We start from the raw sequence: 16,058 nt of genomic DNA, 5'->3' as shown, positions 1-16,058 counted from the left end.
GGCCGGGTGAGACGGGACCGCGTCACCGCGTAAAGGGACGTGCTCAGGACGTCCCCGGGACGTTTTCGCCCCGCTCGACGTCCTCCAACCGGCGGAGAACGCGATCGGTGTCCGCCAGGTCGGGCAGAACGACGGGGGCACCGGCAGCGGCGAGCGCGGACGGACTGTCGACGCCGGTGGCCACGGCGATGACGTGTGCTCCGGAGGCCAGGGCCGCTTCCACGTCGCGAGGTGTGTCGCCCACCAGGACGACGGGGGTGTCGATGGGAAGCCCGCGGTCGCGGTGGATGCGGCGCCGGGCGATGTCCACAAGGTGCGGACGCTCCTCGGCGTCGGCGCCGTACGCCCCGACGGGCAGGTCCAACAACCCGTCCAGGCCGAAGGCTGCCAGCTTGACCCGGGCGTTGGCCGCGATGTTGCCCGTGAGGACCGAGGACACCCAGCCCTCGTGCACGGATGCTTCCTTGAGGGCTTCCCGCACACCGGGCAGCGCTGTACCGCGCTCGCGTAGGACCTCACGTCGTTCCTCGCCGGCCTCGGCAAGAGCGGTCTCGACCTGGGGCCACTCGGGCTCGTCCACGCCGTTCCGCCGGAACAGGCCTCGCATGATCAGGCGGTCCGTACGTCCTTCGGTGACCGCCGGCTTGGCTGGCCGCGCTCCCGTCACAGTCTCGAACGCGGCGGCGTAGATTTCCTTGCTCACGCCGGCGTTGTCGATGAGGGTGTGGTCGATGTCCCACAGGACGATGAGCGTCATACCGGCAGCGTAGGCGCCTCGCAGGAACGCCCCATTCCACTGGGCGCGAACCGACACGACTTGCCCGCCGGCAAGGCTCTGCACTTGTATGACTCTGTGAACGAGCGACTGCACTCCGTACTCGCCCAGCGCGGCGTCACACCTGAGTTGCTCGCAGAAGTGTGCGAAGTGGACCCCAAGACCGTCAGCCGCTGGCTTGGGGGACGCATTCCCCACCCTCGCCACCGCTATCGCGTCGCTCAGCACCTCCGCGTGGAGGAAGCCTTCCTCTGGCCTGCTCCGCAAGCCATGAGCAGGCCGACGGTCACCGCCCCTGGGACGGAACTGCTGGCCACTTATCCCAATCGGGCCAGCGTCCCGCGAGAGACGTGGATCTCCCTGATCCAACAGGCCCAGGAACAGATCGACGTGCTCGTCTTCTCCGGCACCTTCTTCGCCCAGAGCAACCCGCACGTCGCCCGAATGCTGGCAAGCCGTGCGGCCGACGGCGTCCGTGTGCGGCTGTGCTTCGGCGACCCGGGCGGCCAGGCCGTTGCCATCCGGGGCCGCGAAGAAGGCATCGGCGACACCCTGGCCGCCAAGATCCGCGCCTCCCTCACCTACTACCGCTCCCTGTTAACGGTGGACGGCTGCGAAGTGCGGCTGCACGACACGACGCTCTACACCTCGCTGTTCCGTTACGACGACACCCTGCTGGCTAACCCGCACATCTACGGCCAGCCCGCCAGCGCCAACCCCGTCCTCCACCTCAAATGGGCGGACGCCAACGGCTGGTTCGACACGTACGCTGACAGCTTCGACGCCGTCTGGGCCAGTGCACGCCCCTGGACGCCCGAACCGGAGGGGACCACCGCACATGGGCAGGACTGAGTACTACAACGACCCCAAGGCCCCCAAGGCCAACACCCTCATCCCCGCCAGCAACCTCCTGGTCGTGGACGGGACCGGCGCGATCCTCCTCCAGCGCCGCCGCGACACCGGCCAGTGGGCCCTGCCCGGCGGAGCCCAGGACATCGGCGAGACCGCCGCCGAATGCGCGGTCCGCGAGTGCCTGGAGGAAACGGGGATCATCGCCGAGATCACTGGCTTCCTCGGCGTCTACACCAACCCGCGCCACATCGTCGCCTACACCGACGGCGAGATCCGCCAGCAGTACGAGAACACCTACATCGGCCGACCCGTCGGCGGCGAACCCACCATCAACGACGAAGCCGACGGCGTCCGCTTCGTCCAGCCCACCGACCTCGACGCGTACGACATCCACCCCAGCATGCGCCAGCAGATCGGCGACTACCTCGCCGGCACCTACCCCTACCTGGGCTGAGCCATAGCGAGAGCTGCTTCCACCCGCTCCACCGCCGCGAAGATCTCGGGCTCCGCCCGCCGGATGAACCGCCCCACCACGCTGTCGGCCCCGTACCGGCTGACGATCTCCGCCACCCGGTCCTGGGCGGTTGTCGGCTCACCGTCAGGCGTCGTCGTCATGTCGCAGTACACGAGCGCGTCTACGAGCAACGGGTCCTCCAACAGCGGGAACTCGGCTTCCAGCACATCCCGCAGCCTGCGCTCCTCCGCCTCCAGCAACGCGAAGGAGTGGTTGGCCACCAGACGGACCAGGCGCTCGTCGCCTTCATGGACATCCCGGAGGAAGCGAGCCCCGTCTAGCGGGTGGAACCCGGTCGTCGCCAGACGCGGCGCGTAGCCGACGTCATGTAGGACGGCCGCCGCGCGAAGCAGTCCAGAATCTTGGCCAATCACGGTCGCAAGCGAGGAGGCCCGAGCCGCGACTCCTTGAGAGTGCGCCCAACGCCGAGGCAACGGGCCAGCCAGCTCGTCATGTGCCAACTGCGAGGCCCACGCGACCATGTCTCCGTGCACACGAAGGGGCATTCCCTACTCTGCGAGGTGCTACTCCCACTGGGCCATGGGGCTGCAGCCGAGGGATTGAAATTGGGCCGTGTTCGACAGCTCGCCCGGCACGGCACAGTGGAGGTTTCTAGCGAAGTGCCCGAACTAGCGAGTCCAGGGTGCGGGTAGCACAAGCTCCGCGGCCTGCCCCGCACCGTTCCCTTGCGTTACCTGCTCCGCCCGATCGTCGGCCTTGCGCACATCAACGGGCACCTCGCCCTGACCTACCCGACTCCGCGAGCAGGCATGCAAGGGGGTCACAGCACCCTAATACGAGGCCGCTTGCGCCGTCGTCGCCCGCATTGACTCCGACTACTTTTCCTACGCCTGGGGGCGACTTGCTCGCAGGGTCGCCTCCTGACGTATTACTCCGCAGCCAGGCGCTCCAGGGCCGCATCCAGTCGGGCCACCACGCGGTCGCGGCCCAGGACCTCAAGGGACTCGAAGAGCGGCAGACCGACCGTGCGTACCATCACCGCGACACGGACTGGAGCCTGGGCCTTGCCCAGCTTCAGTCCGTGCTTCTCTCCCACGGTCACCAGCACGGCCTTCAGCGGCTCCGTTTCCCACTCGGCGGTGGCCAGCTCGCCAGGGACGTCGCGCAACAGCTCGGCGGACCCGGACTTCATCGCCTTGCTCCACGAGACCTCGTCGTGCACCGGCTCGTCCAGGAACAGGAAGTCCGCGTACGACGTGACCTCGGTCAGCACCGCGATCCCACAGCAGTTGCTGCTTCGGCGTGTTCGACAGGTGCTCCTCGCCCCGGATGACCTCCGTGATGCCCTCATCCAGATCCTCGACGACATTCGCGATCAACAACACCGGAGACCCGTCGCCGCGGGCAATTACGAAGTCCTCGATCGCGCTGTTCGGGAACGCCGACTCCGGTTGGTTCCGGGCCGCGTCGGTGTCCTCGATCCGGAGGACGAGCATGCCACCGGACTGTCGTGCGACCGCCCAATTGTACAGAGCAGACCGCGCGCTCCACCGACGTGGAACATGCCGGTGCGGCGTCTCCGGGCAGCCGAGTCGGAATAAACGCGGCGCATAAAATTCGCTTCTCGACACTCCCGCATTTCTTGTCGGAGCCCGGGTCATGCCCTTATAGGTTGAGCGCCGCTGCCTCGTGCGGCTGAGGGTCACAGCCCGAGGGCTGGTATGGTGCAGCACGAAAAAATTGGTGCACAGAAACGCGCATTTGTCCTGAACGATGAGCGAGTCCGTGAGAACGAAAGGCGCCCGGCTTAATTCACCGACGTAGTCGGCATGGCTCAGCGTAGACGTCAGTCGCACGGCATTGCTGCTGCGGTCTCCCTACCCTGGAGAGGAAACGCTGAAAGGCTCCCGGCGCGAAGAAATTGTCACTCCTCATGGAAAGCATCCGTCGGACGTAGACGCCACTTCGAAGGGCCAGCAGAATTCACCCGTTCCTTGACTAGTTTCCCTTCGGCGACCAGTCGCTTCACAAAAGCCTGCCATTTGTCGCCGTGCTCGCGTGTCCACTTCATCCGAACGTCCTCGTCCGGCGGGTTGTAGTGCCGGTCCACGACAATAGCTACCCGGGTGTTGGCAATTTTGTCCCGGAAGAAGTCCTCAATGGTGCTCGCATCGACCGCCTCCTCGGGCAACCCAAGCAGCGCTCTTATCCCCATAGGCGTGCTCACCAGCCCGCCCTGGGTGAGCAGTTCGCCCACCTGCTTATGAGAGTCGTCTAGCAGCGGGTTGCCGGAGGTCCCGGAAAGGTCTAGCTGGTCGATCCGGCTGCGGGTCAACCGCACATTGACGCCCGGTCCCAGAGCTAGGTACTTCACCTGGGCCTGGTCGAGCGTCACTGTGCCGGAGCCGTTGAGCTCAAGCCTCTCGACGACAATACGGCTTACCCTCCTGGCGTTCTCCGCAGTCCCGTGCACCCTCGCCCATAGCTCGCCGAGGCTTGCCATCGCGGGACGGCACTCCTCGGGCGACAGGGCCGCACTCACCCTGCCCTGGAGTTCAGCGACCAATGCGACCAGCTTCTCGCCTTGAGCCTCTGGCCACATCGAGGCGATCAACTGAGCGCACAGAGCCGAGATGGCCACATCGGACAATAGTGCCACGGCTTGTTGGAACGGTACCCGGACGACCTGCCTGGCGAGGAAGTGTTCGGCGATCGCAAGATGAGTGAAGCTGAACGAGAGCTCATACTCCGACCACTCGGCGCTCATGGCGCATAGCGCGACCAGCCTGCGCCGCTCCTTCTCGTCGAGTTCCTTACCCAGGGCGAACTCTGCCGAATCCACTAGGTCAGACTCGGAGATCTCCCCGGTCACGTTGCGGGCGGTCATCTCCGCGACCTCGCAGAAGATCCCTGCAAGGTCGTCCTTGGTGAAGAGAGGGGTGCGTTGATGACTTTCCAGTTTCCCCAACTCGCGTTGGAGGTAGGCGTCGATTACAAACTGTAGGAAATTCCCCCGCGGGTCTGCTCGTTTCCAAGCTGCGTATGCAAGACAGAAGAAGGGAGTGGTCAGTAGTTGCCGAACTTCCGGGGCTTCCTCGGCGGAGGCATCGATAGACAAGTGGTCGGCGAGTTCAATCAACTGTGACCGTCGCCACGGCTGCAATTTCATCGTGGTTAGTCGGTGGCGGGACTCCTTGGAAGGGTGCTCCTTGAGGCTTTTCCAGAGCCGCGCTTCTGAATAACTTGCCCTCGCGGACAGAATGACGGCTCCCCGGTTACGGAGTGGGTCGAGAATCGGCTGCAGGCCCGACAGTGGGTCGTCGTAGGACCGAAATCCCAACATCTCGTCGAATCCGTCGATTATCAGTATTGCCAGGCCGGCTCGGCACAGGGCCAGCACCGATTCCCTGTCCAGAATACGTGTGCTGGCGACTCCGGCCGTGATGAGTTTGTCGAGAGTGGTCGCACTCGACCTGCTGGAGGAGATGTAGATTACCACCGGGTCGAGGTCGCTACGAGAGGCCAACGATTCGCGGGCGAATTGGAGCAGACTATGAGTCTTCCCGGCCCCGGCCTCGCCGGTCAGCGTGATGAGATTCGTGCTGCCACGGTAGGTGTGGACGCCCCCGGTGATCTCCGTGCAAGCTGCAGTGATGGTCAGATTGGCGTGATGTCCCTGATAGTCATCATCCAACTGGACCAGCGCTGGCACATGATGAGCGACCTGCTGCAGGTTCGGGAACAAATCTCGGCTGATTCGCTTCTCGGCGGCAACCTGTTCCTCGAGCTCCTCAAGTAGTCGCCGCTTGAGCAACGACCACTTGCAGACATCTGCCAAGAACGCCTTGTAGGGCTTCGGCCCAGACTCGGTCAGCCATATTCTGGCATGATCGGCGCCGATGTCGAACCGATCGACCCGCGGGTCCGGCCCCTCGGAGCTGCGTCGATCCCAGTGCACAACGATGGGCTGTGGCGGCGACACCAGGACGTAGACCGAGTCACGCTCAGCGAACCCCTTGAGGTCCCGCTCGACGTCCTGCGCGAAGTCATCGAGTAGACGGTCACCACGTTGGAAGTTCAGTTTCTTCAACGCGTCCACCACGTCAGGGTCCGCCACATCAACAGCTTCCCCCCGGCGCGGCCAGTACGTTGCTGCCGTGCCCGAGAAAGAGTGCAATGCCGCAAGTCCGCCGTTTACCACCCGGAAGTATGGCCGCAACTCGCTGACGTGGCCGTGCTCGTAGATCCGCATGATGCGCTCGGCGTTGTCAGTCACTACCGTGCGCAAGACCGACTCGTCGATGTCCTCCGGGACCGGGCCGCCGTGGCAGATCTGGTTGCGCACCTGCCTGATCGACAGCTCCGGCTTTTTGGCCACCACGGTGTTGATACTGTCGGCGGCCTCCGCCGCGTCCGTCCGACACTCCAGACAGCCCAGTTTCTCGCTCTGCTTCTTGCTGTAATCGCCCCACGCCTCGAGCGAGCCGGGTGTGCTGAACTTGCCCGGCTTCACATCCGCAGCCGCGCACAGCAGCCCTAGCACTCGGAGTTGGTACTCCACGTGGACCAGCGCTCTGAACGGCTCCTGCTGCAGGTCCGGCGCCGCGACGAGGTCCGCAATGGTCACAATCTGCTCCAGCGTGTGTGCAGCGGGGGGAGAAAATTTGGGGATCCCAACAATCAACTTGTCGACGCTCCATCAAATCACGTGGCTGGACCGAGCGTGTCAGAAATTCTGTCCTGACGACCGCACTCGCGGCGGCGAAGGCCGCTTGCTTGGCGAAGCGGTCCGCAAACAGTTCCGCAGACAGTCGAAACTGCTGTCGTAGGCCAACGCTCGCCGTCGGGAAGAGGCCAGGTCAGCGATGCGAGAGGAGGTTTCTCCGCAGGCCGGAAGGGTGGCTGATTGGTCCATTGCCAGTTCGGCGATGACGCTCGACCGCTCGAAGATCGACTTCTGACCTGCGGTGGAGGGTGCGGGCTGGCTCAGGGGTAACCCCTGCGCCGGCACACCGCCCACGGATGATCTGACGCCAGGGCCAGCTCAGGGAGGCATCATGCCGCCGTATGGACCCGCGCCGCCTGTGTTCGGGCGGTCCGTGAGTGACCGAATGCCTCGTTGGCACGGGATCTGAGTTGCGCCATGATGGCACGTCAGCGAGTGATCGGGATGATGGCAGGCCGGGCTCTTCGGGGGGTGGGGATGGCCGCAACCCATGACATGTCCGGTCCACCCCTTCGCCGGCACCGGGCGTTCGCCTCGGCCGGAACGTCGAGAGTCGGCCGGCTGGACGACGAGGTGCCCTTCCTTGCCCGGCTGGAGCACGAGCAGCGGGTGCTCCTGCTGGAACTCGGGAATCCCATGAAGTACGGGCCACGCGCCACCCTGGTCCAGCAGGACGAGCCCTCCACCCACGTCGTCATCATCCTTAGCGGCTGGACCAAGGTCACCCGCTCGGCAGCGAACGGCTACGAGGCTCTGCTCGCGCTGCGCGGCCCCGGAGACATCGTGGGTGAGGCCTCCGCCATCAGCGGACGGCCCCGGTCGGCAACAGTGACTGCGCTCGGGGAGGTGGAGGCCCTCACCATCGATCGGGACGGCTTTTTGACTCACCTCTCCGCCTCTCCCACCACCGCCCTTCAGCTTCTCGGTCTGACTGCGGACCGTACCCGGGCGAGCGACCGGCAACGCGTGGAGCAGGGCGCGCTCGGCGTCCGTGAGCGGTTGGCGATCCTTCTGCTGGATCTGGCCCGGACCCACGGTGAGCAGGACCCGGAAGGCGTGCTCTGACGACGGGGCTCAGCCAGCACGAGCTGGCGGGCTCGGTCGGAGCGTCACGGGAGGCCGTGGCACGACTCCTGAAGGACCTGCGGGAGCGCGGCATCGTCCAGACAAGCCGCCGAGGGCTCGTCATCGTGCGCCCCGATCAGCTGCGCCGGATCGGACAGGGCGGTTAGCCGGCCGGCCGACGCAGGCCCGTCTGCGGACGGCTTTGGTGCGCTCGGCTTCTGTGCACTCGGTCACAGACGGGGTGTGCCATTGTTCCTCCCTTGCTGTCAGACCCCTGGGGGATAGTGCTGCAGACCGAGCCGAGCCCCCGAGAGGCACGCATGTCCTTATCGCTCGCCGAACCCGTCAACCGTACGTTCCTGCTCGTCGACATCGAGAGCTTCAGCAACCGGGACAACGTTGAGCAGGCGGTCCTGCGCCGAGAACTGCACAACGTGGTGGAGGACATCCTCGCCGGGGCGGGCGTGGAACCGAACCTGCAGTATCGGGAAGACCGGGGAGACGGGCTGATCATCCTGGTCAGCGCCGACATCCCGAAGGCCGCACTGCTGCGAGCGCTGTTGACGACGGCGCCGGACTCGCTGCGCACGTACAACCGTGTGGCGTCGAGTAGCGCTCAGATGCGACTGCGGACCGTCCTGGCCTCGGGAGAGGTCGCCTTCGACCCGCGTGAGGGAACAGTCGGCGGCCTCGTCGGCCACGATCTGAACCAGGCGTGCCGACTGCTCGACGCCGACGTTCTGCGCCGGGCGCTCGAGCAGCGGTCCACCGACTGCGTCCTGTGCGTGTCGACTCCCGTGTACGAAGGCGTCGTCCGCCATGGTTATCGCGGCCTGCGGCCGGAGGAGTTCCACCGGGTGCCCGTGTCCGTGAAGAAGGATCAGTTGAGCGCGTGGCTGCACGGCCCGCTCCCGGTGGAGACGTCCGCCGTGGCCCCCGCGTCGGATACGAACGGCAACGGCGGATCTGGTGGAACCCCGCAGACCCCGGGCACCCAGGCCGGATCGCCCGGACGAGGTGGGACGAGCCTCACCGTCAACGGCGGCTCCATGACCTTCGGCGGCAGCCAGGTCAGCGGTGACCAGATCGGTGTGAGCGGCGGGAATGTCACCGGCGACGTCATCATGGGCAGCGTCCGCCACGAGGCTGGGGACGGCCGCCCGTGAGCGAGCAACCAGCCCAGGACAAGCCGGACCAGCACGGTCCGGGCGAACCCGAGGGGGCACCCGGTGGTCAAGAGCAGCCTGCCGAGGAGCAGACCAAGGACGTGGAACAGGAGAGTGACACCCCGCAGGACCCGTGGACGGCCCGGCGCGAGCTGATCAATCACATACCGAGCGCCCTCGGAGGCAGTCTGGTCGGCGGCAATCAGACCGGGATCAGCGGTGGCAGCGTCCTCGGCGACGTCGTCCTGGGTACGAAGATCGAGCAGACTTTCCGCCTCGGGGTGTCCACTCATGCGTCCGGCGACATTCCCGCCGCCGAGATCGAGTGGTGCGCCAAAGTCTTCGCGGGATACGAGGAACTGGTGCACCCGCTGCTCGTGCGGCTGCGCGACGAACGGGTTCTCGTTCTGTCAGGTGCGCCCATGACCGGCCGCCACAGTGCCGCCCTGATGCTGCTCCACGCGCTGGAGGCCGTACCGGTACGCGCCCTCGACCCCAAGACCAAGCCCACCGCGCTCAAGGACGACGTGGCGGGGGCATCGCTGGGCTACCTCGTCACGGACCTGGTGACGAGCCGCGATGAACCGCTGCGCGACATCGACCTCTGGTCGGTGCGCGACGAACTGCAGAAGAAGAACGCCTACCTCGTCATCACGGTCGATCTGTACGCCGTCCTGCACGGCGTCAGGACGGTTGAGTGGCAGTCTCCGTCCCCGGAGGCCGTACTGCGCTCGCATCTCCACGCGCGGGTCGACGACCCGCCGCAGGAGAGCCGTCTGCTCGCTCTGCCCGCGGCCCGTGACTTCCTTGCGCAGGGAAACCACCAGCTTCGTGAAGCGGCATCCTTCGCGGAGGCTCTCGCCTCCCACGCGCGCGGCGAGACCAGCCACGAGAAGCTGGACGACGTCGGCAGAGAACTGCTGCGCAACCAGGTCCAGGAATGGTTCAGCGAGGAACGGACACAGCTGCGGGACAAGGCCTTCCTCCTGTCCCTTGCAGCGTTCGACGAGGCCGCGTATGCACTGACCGCAGAACTCAGTGACGACCTGTTCGCCCAGTTCCAGCGGACCCAGGACGCGGGATCGAGTCCCCGTGTCGGAATCTTCGGCACGTCGATCACCCAACGCCTGACCCTCGCGCGCGCCAAGGAGTACCTGAAGGAGGAGCCCACTGAGTGGGGGCCGGTGACGCAGCGCATGGTCCGTTTCCTTGAGCCCAGGACTGCCGGCGAGATCCTGCGCGAGGTGTGGACGGGGCACCCGTCGGCGCGTCCAGCACTGATCCGCTGGCTGGAGCGACTCGCCGATGACGGCCGGCCGCTGGTGCGGACCAGGGCCGCGGTGACCGCGGCAGTGCTGGCCGTCGCCGACCTGCCCTCGGCCATGGCACTGCTCATCGAACGCTGGGCGGCTTCGAGGCGCTACCGGACCTGTCTGGTCGCCGCCAACGCCCTGGCTATGGCCCATTCCGTGGGCGCGCCCAACATCCCGGGAATCCTGCGGGCCTGGTGCGGCGAGCCGCCTGAGTCCCGGCTGCGCTGGACCGCGATCCGCGTCTACGGGCTGATGGGCGCGAACATGCCGCGGGACGCACTGGAAGCACTGGCGGATGCCGCCCGTGGGGAAAGCGACGGCGCGCGGGCCACACACATTGCCGAGTCGGTCGCCCTGCTGCTGACTGATCAGTCACCCGCCGTACGGGCGGAGATCCTCCGTGACCTGATCGGTCTGCTCAAGGAGACGCCATCGGTCGCCCGGTTGGCGCTGCACGCCTTCGTCCTGGCATGTACGCACACAGACGACCGGCTGCTCCTGCGGTGGTACGCCGAGGCCGCCGCTCAGCGGGGCACTGAGGACGCCCGGCACCTTGCTCACCTGTGGCGATCCGTACTCAATGACATGCGATTCACCAACGACGCCCTGCAGGCGCTGGGCGGCTGGGTCCGGGCGGCAGAGGACGACCCCCGAAGTGAGGGGCAGCTGACCGTGCTGCTTCCCGTACTCGCGACGACCGCCGAGGATCGCAGACGCCTCGACCACATGCTGCGGACGCTGCGCGACAAACGCGACGAACAACCAACCGTGGCGAAGCGACTGCTGAACGCGCTGGCGGTGCCCACGAACACCGGCAGCCCTTCCGTGATGCGAACGGACAAGGAGCAAGGAGAGGTGAACCATGGTGGAATTCCGCCGCGAACCTGACTGGGACCAGGGCGCGCACCGGCACAGCGTCCTCGTCGATCCCGTCGTGACGGTGCGCCAGCTGGCGCGGTTCGACTACCGCAAGAACTACAGCCGTATCGACAACGCCCTGGTCTTCACGACGAACAAGGGCGAGCACGACGTCTACCTTCCGCCGCGGCGTCCGACCCGCTCGGAACTCGCCGCCCGGCGGTACACCGCCGTTTACGAAGTCGACATGGGCATTCATTCCTGCTCGCGCTTACTGTCGCTGCCAAGTGACAACGACGCCTTCGACTTCAGTGCCGAACTGGCGATGACCTGGCAAGTGATTCGCCCTGACGCTTTCGTGACCAGCCGCGAGCGGGACGTGCCCGGCCTTTTGACCAGACGGCTGGAGGAGCTGGCGCGCGAGGTCGGCCGCAAATTCCCCATCGACCGGAGCGCCGATGCCGAGCGGGCCATGAGCGAGGCGGTTGCAGCGGGCGGCCCTCTGGCGGGCAACGCCGGGCTGCGCGTGTCGTGGGCGCTACGGCTGCGGCAGGACGACGACGCCGTCGCACAGCAACGCCAGTTGCGCGAGCTCCGCTACAGCGACGAGAGGCTCGGATCCGCCCACGATCTCGCGATGCGCGAGGACCGGCTGCGAGCCGAGCGGGACCGGGTTCAGGCCGAGCAGCAGCACGAACTCGCCATGCGGCGCAGCCGTCAGGAGGCAGAGCTCCGCCAGCTGGAGGCGGAGAAGATCGGCTATTACCAGTCTTACCTCCAGCACGGTGGCGTGGCGTCATGGGCCCTTCATCTGAGCCGGCACCCGGAGGACTCCCAGCTGGTGATGGAGAGCCTCCGCAAGGATCAACTGCTGCTGATCCAAAGTCAGAAAGAGGTGGCCCTGCAAGTGCTGAAAGGAGAGGGCGGCCTGGAGGACTACCAGCGTTCCCACCTGAACGAATCCGCGATACGGATCATCGAGGAGTTCCTCACTCGCGGCCTGCCCGGTGCTGATCCGGCTCCCCCTACAGCGGGTTCGCTGCCCTGGCAGCTGACGGAGAAGCCAGAAGACGACCCGGAGGATGGCCCGGAGGGCGAACGGTGAGTGAGCGGGCCCCTGACGGTTCAGCCGCGGGTTTGCGCCTCCTGTCAGAACTGCGCGCAGAGACCGCGCACGCAGACAACAAAGCGTCCTTGCTGCTGGGCGCGCTGAGCATGACGGCCGGCCTGCTCGGTGGTCTGCTCGCCACCCGCCGATGGTCGGTGTCACAGCTATCGCTTACCGGAACGGTGCTGTGGTGGGCAGCTGTGACCGCGCTGGCGGGTTCGCTCCTCTCCCTCCTGCTCGCCGTACGTCCCAGGTACAGCACCAGGGCCTGGATCCCAGGGCGCCCACTGACGTACTTCGACGACATCCGCCGAGCGGCACAGCAGGGGCTGCTTGCGGAGGCACTCGACCGCACGAGAACGAACCCTGATACGGGTCTGCTCAGCGCGCTGACCGAGAACAGCCGCATCGTGGCTCACAAGCACCACTGGATACGCGCGGGCCTGGATTTCTACTGCGCGGGAGTGGTCCTCCTGCCGACTGCGCTCGCCCTGCACTGACCGCTTCCCGCCCACCCCTCGCCGCGCCATGTCGGTACGGCCGAACGCACGTATAGGAATTCGTCATCATGGCCACCCCGTCTGACCCCTTGCGTGTCCCTCCAGACATCCCGCCGTACCCCGGCGGCACGATCCCGCCCCCACCGCCCTACCCGCGCGCAGCGGACGGCGCACCGACCACCACGCGTGTTCCTCCGCCCCGCCGGCCTCCCGCCGCGGACGAGACCGATTTCGGAAGCCCGGGGCGGGTGTACCTTGCCAGGCGGCAGCGCACTGTAGATGCTGCCTCGGTCGGCCAGCTGCTGCTGCATCTGCCTCCGTTCGTCATGAGCCTGCTGATTGTGGCGACTATCTCCTACACCCTGCTGCCGAGCATGGGATGGGTGGCTGTGCTCGTCTGGCTCAGCTCGGGTGCCTTGGCATTCCACCGGCCCACGGAAAGCGTTCTCGCCCGGCACCTGCTGAACCTCCGCTATCCGACGCCGCGAGAGCGCGCACGGCTGGAGCCGATCTGGCGGGAGGTGACCGCTCGGGCGGGTATCGAAGGGCGCACCTACGAACTGTGGGTCGAGGAGAGTGACGACCTCAACGCCTCCGCCGCGGCGGGCCATATCGTGAGCGTCACGCACTTTTCCCTGGCGAGCCTGCCTAGTAGTCATCTCGCCGCGGTCCTCGCACACGAATTGGCGCACCACGTGGGCGGCCATGCATGGTCCTCACTGCTGGGCGAGTGGTACGCCCTTCCGGGGCGGCTGGCGTGGGCCGCCGTGCGCGGGGTGGCCCGGCTCGGTGTCAAGCTCAGCCGTCGCCTCAACGGCTGTCTGGTGCTCGTCCTCCTCCTCGCGGCGGGCAGCGTCGTGCTCGCATTCGCGGTCTCCTACTGGTTCGTCATCCTGGCCATGCTCGTGGCTCCCTATCCGTTGGCCGCTGTGGCCCGAAGGGCCGAACTGCGGGCAGACCAGCACGCGGCGTCGCTCGGCTTCGGGCCGCTGCTCGCGGAGGTGCTGCAGGCCATGCACACGCAGGAGCCCGGAAACAACGCCCTGGCCGCTTCCTTCGCTGCACGCGGGGAGGCGGGCGCCTTCGGAACGATAGTCCGGGCGCACAGCAGACGCTCCGGCACGCTGGGCAAGCTTCTTGCTTCGCACCCCGACTACCACACCCGCCTTCACCACTTGGCTCCATACCTGGAGCCCAGTCGCTGAACCACTCCTCGGCGGCGCTCGTGGTGGTAGGGCAGTTATCTGCCTGTCGGCCCCCGTCAAGCAGTCCGCAAACGGTCCGCAGCGCAGTCGAAAACGGCAGTCGGGGGCCAACGCTGGCCGTCGGGGAAACGCCAGGTCAGCGCGCGATCGGCGGCTGCGCCGCAGGTCAGAAGGGTAGGCGATTGGTTCATCACCAATTCGGCCACGACGCTCGACCGGTCGAAGATCGACGTCTGACCTGCCGCGGAGCGGGCGGGCTGCCTCGGTGAACCTCCCCACGACGGAGGGGGCCGCGCCCCGTTGCCGCGTGGGTGCGCCGGCGGGACGGGCGGGGGCCAGGCTGCCGGTTGCCGCGACGTGCCCGGGGCTTGATCCGCCGTGCGGCCCTTGCCGAGGCCGGGCGGGGCGGGTGCGCCGCAGGGCGCGTGTTCTGCCGGCGTTCTGGGCTTGTGCCAGGGGTGGTCGCAACCGGCGACAGGGCTCTTCCCCGCGGGCTACCAATGGAGGCGACACATCCCGGAAGGAGGTGGACGGAATGAAGAAGATCAAGATCCGCAAGGCGGGTTCGGTGCGCCTCACGACCTCCGCTTCGCTCTACGGCGGTCCCCCCTGCGACGTGGCCTGACTGTGACAACCTCGGCGATGGGCCGGCCGATACCGCGCCCATCGCCGAGGCCCACCCCGCAGCGCGTCCCGTCGTCCCGCCGTGCTCCGTTCCGAACACCGGCCCAACGGGGGAGCCATGCCCGATCACACGCCCGCCTCCGCCGAGGCTGCTCCCGCCGGGAAGACGGCGGTACAGGCCCACGACGAACCGCTCGCCTTCCACCCGCTGACCTTCCAGCCCGAAGGCGACGAAGTGACGGTCGGCCGGATGGACGAGGGCACCTTCGTCGTACTGCCCGCCGACGGCGCCGCGCTGCTCCGGCGGCTGGTCGAAGGCACGCCGCCGCGGCAGGCGGCCCGCTGGTACGAGCAGGAGTACGGGGACCCCGTCGACATCGACGACTTCGCCGCCGAGCTGACGGAACTCGGCTTCCTGCGTGCGGACGGCATCCCCGAGCCGTTGCCCGCGCGCCCCCTGCGATGGCGGCAGCTGGGCCGCGCGGTCTTCTCGCCCGTCGGGGCGGTGCTCTACACGGCGCTGCTGGCGGCGTGCGTCCTGGTGGTCGTGCGCGTCCCCGACGCGGCACCGCGCTACCACAACGTCTTCTTCACCCACTACATGTCGGTGCTCACGCTGACGCTGTTCGTCGGCCAGCTCCCGCTGATCTTGCTGCACGAGTCCGCGCACGCCCTGGCCGGACGGCGGCTCGGCGTGCCCTCGCGGCTCTCCATCGGACGACGGCTGTACTACGTGGTGTTCGAGACCAACCTCGACGGGCTCGCGGGGGTGCCGCGACGCAGCCGCTACCTGCCGATGCTCGCGGGCATGCTCACCGACGTCGGTTGCTTCGCGGTGCTCACCCTGCTCGCCGCCGGCACCCACCGTGCGGGCGGCGGCTTCCCGCCGGCCGGTGCCGTACTTCTCGCGCTGGCCTACGCCACGCTGCTGCGTCTGGTCTGGCAGGGGTACTTCTTCCTCCAGACGGACATCTACTACCTGGTCGTCACCGTGCTGGGCTGCGTCGACCTCCAGACGACCGCACGCCAGCTGCTGGCCAACCGGTGGTGCGCGCTCCTACGGCGGCCGGCCCCCCACGACCCCGAGCAGTGGCATCCCCGGGACCGCAGTGTGGCCCGCTGGTACTCCTGGCTGATGGTCGCCGGCTACGCGTTCTGCCTGGCCACGCTGCTCCTCACACTGCTGCCCATCCTCGTCCACGTCTTCGGCACCGCGGTCGCCCGGCTGGCCGGCAACGGCCACCAGGGCGGCGCCGGTCTCGCCGACAGCCTGCTGTTCCTCGTGCTGAGCCTGGGGGAGACGGCCGTCGCCGTCACGATGTACGTCCGCGAGCGGCGGGCAGCCGCCCCGACCGCCGAGGCTGCCGCGCCCGCTTCCGCCTGACCGCTAC

General features: G+C 67.2%; 11 protein-coding genes and 3 pseudogenes. 9 read left to right on the top strand and 5 right to left on the bottom strand.

The window, feature by feature from the left end:
• Positions 1-43 precede the first annotated feature (43 nt).
• Positions 44-757 carry an HAD family hydrolase gene (locus IH54_RS0104625; RefSeq protein WP_043179786.1) on the bottom strand — a complete coding sequence of 238 codons (714 nt, stop codon included), beginning with the start codon at positions 755-757 and terminating at the stop codon, positions 44-46.
• A 96-nt stretch (positions 758-853) separates the two neighbouring features.
• Between IH54_RS0104625 and IH54_RS0104620 the strand changes: the two genes are divergently transcribed.
• Both IH54_RS0104620 and IH54_RS0104615 read left to right on the top strand, forming a co-directional pair.
• Entirely contained in the window at positions 854-1,627 is a 774-nt protein-coding gene (locus IH54_RS0104620; RefSeq protein WP_031512984.1) for an XRE family transcriptional regulator, read from the top strand.
• Positions 1,614-2,081, top strand: coding sequence for an NUDIX hydrolase (locus IH54_RS0104615; RefSeq protein ID WP_031512983.1), 468 nt, complete (start codon positions 1,614-1,616; stop codon positions 2,079-2,081). The genes IH54_RS0104620 and IH54_RS0104615 overlap by 14 nt, the downstream gene beginning before the upstream one ends.
• Here IH54_RS0104615 and IH54_RS0104610 read toward each other — a convergent pair.
• The 4 genes and pseudogenes from IH54_RS0104610 to IH54_RS0104600 all read right to left on the bottom strand — a co-directional run bounded on the left by IH54_RS0104610 (position 2,069) and on the right by IH54_RS0104600 (position 6,729).
• Positions 2,069-2,647 (bottom strand): HD domain-containing protein, encoded by a 579-nt coding sequence (locus tag IH54_RS0104610; RefSeq protein ID WP_031512982.1) that lies wholly within the window; start codon positions 2,645-2,647, stop codon positions 2,069-2,071. The genes IH54_RS0104615 and IH54_RS0104610 overlap by 13 nt on opposite strands.
• Before the next feature lie 383 nt (positions 2,648-3,030).
• Positions 3,031-3,381: pseudogene (locus IH54_RS46565) on the bottom strand (glutamate--tRNA ligase); the annotation flags it as partial.
• 58 nt (positions 3,382-3,439) lie between these two features.
• Positions 3,440-3,763: pseudogene (locus IH54_RS46560) on the bottom strand (glutamate--tRNA ligase family protein); the annotation flags it as partial.
• 263 nt (positions 3,764-4,026) lie between these two features.
• Positions 4,027-6,729 carry an NACHT domain-containing protein gene (locus IH54_RS0104600; protein WP_031512980.1) on the bottom strand — a complete coding sequence of 901 codons (2,703 nt, stop codon included), beginning with the start codon at positions 6,727-6,729 and terminating at the stop codon, positions 4,027-4,029.
• Between the two features lie 594 nt (positions 6,730-7,323).
• Between IH54_RS0104600 and IH54_RS39295 the strand changes: the two are divergent.
• The 7 genes and pseudogenes from IH54_RS39295 to IH54_RS45285 all read left to right on the top strand — a co-directional run bounded on the left by IH54_RS39295 (position 7,324) and on the right by IH54_RS45285 (position 16,051).
• Positions 7,324-8,060, top strand: a pseudogene (locus IH54_RS39295) (Crp/Fnr family transcriptional regulator).
• A 153-nt stretch (positions 8,061-8,213) separates the two neighbouring features.
• A complete protein-coding gene (locus tag IH54_RS0104590) occupies positions 8,214-9,059 on the top strand; it encodes an aromatic ring-opening dioxygenase LigA (RefSeq protein WP_031512979.1) in 846 nt (281 codons plus the stop codon).
• Positions 9,056-11,260, top strand: coding sequence for a hypothetical protein (locus tag IH54_RS0104585; protein ID WP_063762199.1), 2,205 nt, complete (start codon positions 9,056-9,058; stop codon positions 11,258-11,260). The genes IH54_RS0104590 and IH54_RS0104585 overlap by 4 nt, the downstream gene beginning before the upstream one ends.
• Entirely contained in the window at positions 11,235-12,335 is a 1,101-nt protein-coding gene (locus tag IH54_RS0104580) for a hypothetical protein (RefSeq protein WP_052397066.1), read from the top strand. The genes IH54_RS0104585 and IH54_RS0104580 overlap by 26 nt, the downstream gene beginning before the upstream one ends.
• An 89-nt stretch (positions 12,336-12,424) precedes the next feature.
• Positions 12,425-12,838 carry a Pycsar system effector family protein gene (locus IH54_RS0104575; RefSeq protein ID WP_234343357.1) on the top strand — a complete coding sequence of 138 codons (414 nt, stop codon included), beginning with the start codon at positions 12,425-12,427 and terminating at the stop codon, positions 12,836-12,838.
• 248 nt (positions 12,839-13,086) lie between these two features.
• Positions 13,087-14,043 (top strand): M48 family metalloprotease, encoded by a 957-nt coding sequence (locus IH54_RS0104570; protein WP_043179784.1) that lies wholly within the window; start codon positions 13,087-13,089, stop codon positions 14,041-14,043.
• Positions 14,044-14,785: 742 nt separating this feature from the next.
• On the top strand, positions 14,786-16,051 hold the full coding sequence (locus IH54_RS45285) for a hypothetical protein (RefSeq protein WP_052397065.1): 1,266 nt from the start codon (positions 14,786-14,788) through the stop codon (positions 16,049-16,051).
• Positions 16,052-16,058 lie beyond the last annotated feature (7 nt).

The organism is Streptomyces sp. NRRL F-5123 (genome assembly GCF_000721495.1).
Taxonomy (GTDB): Bacteria; Actinomycetota; Actinomycetes; order Streptomycetales; family Streptomycetaceae; genus Actinacidiphila.
This window is presented reverse-complemented; position numbering and strand designations above follow the sequence as displayed.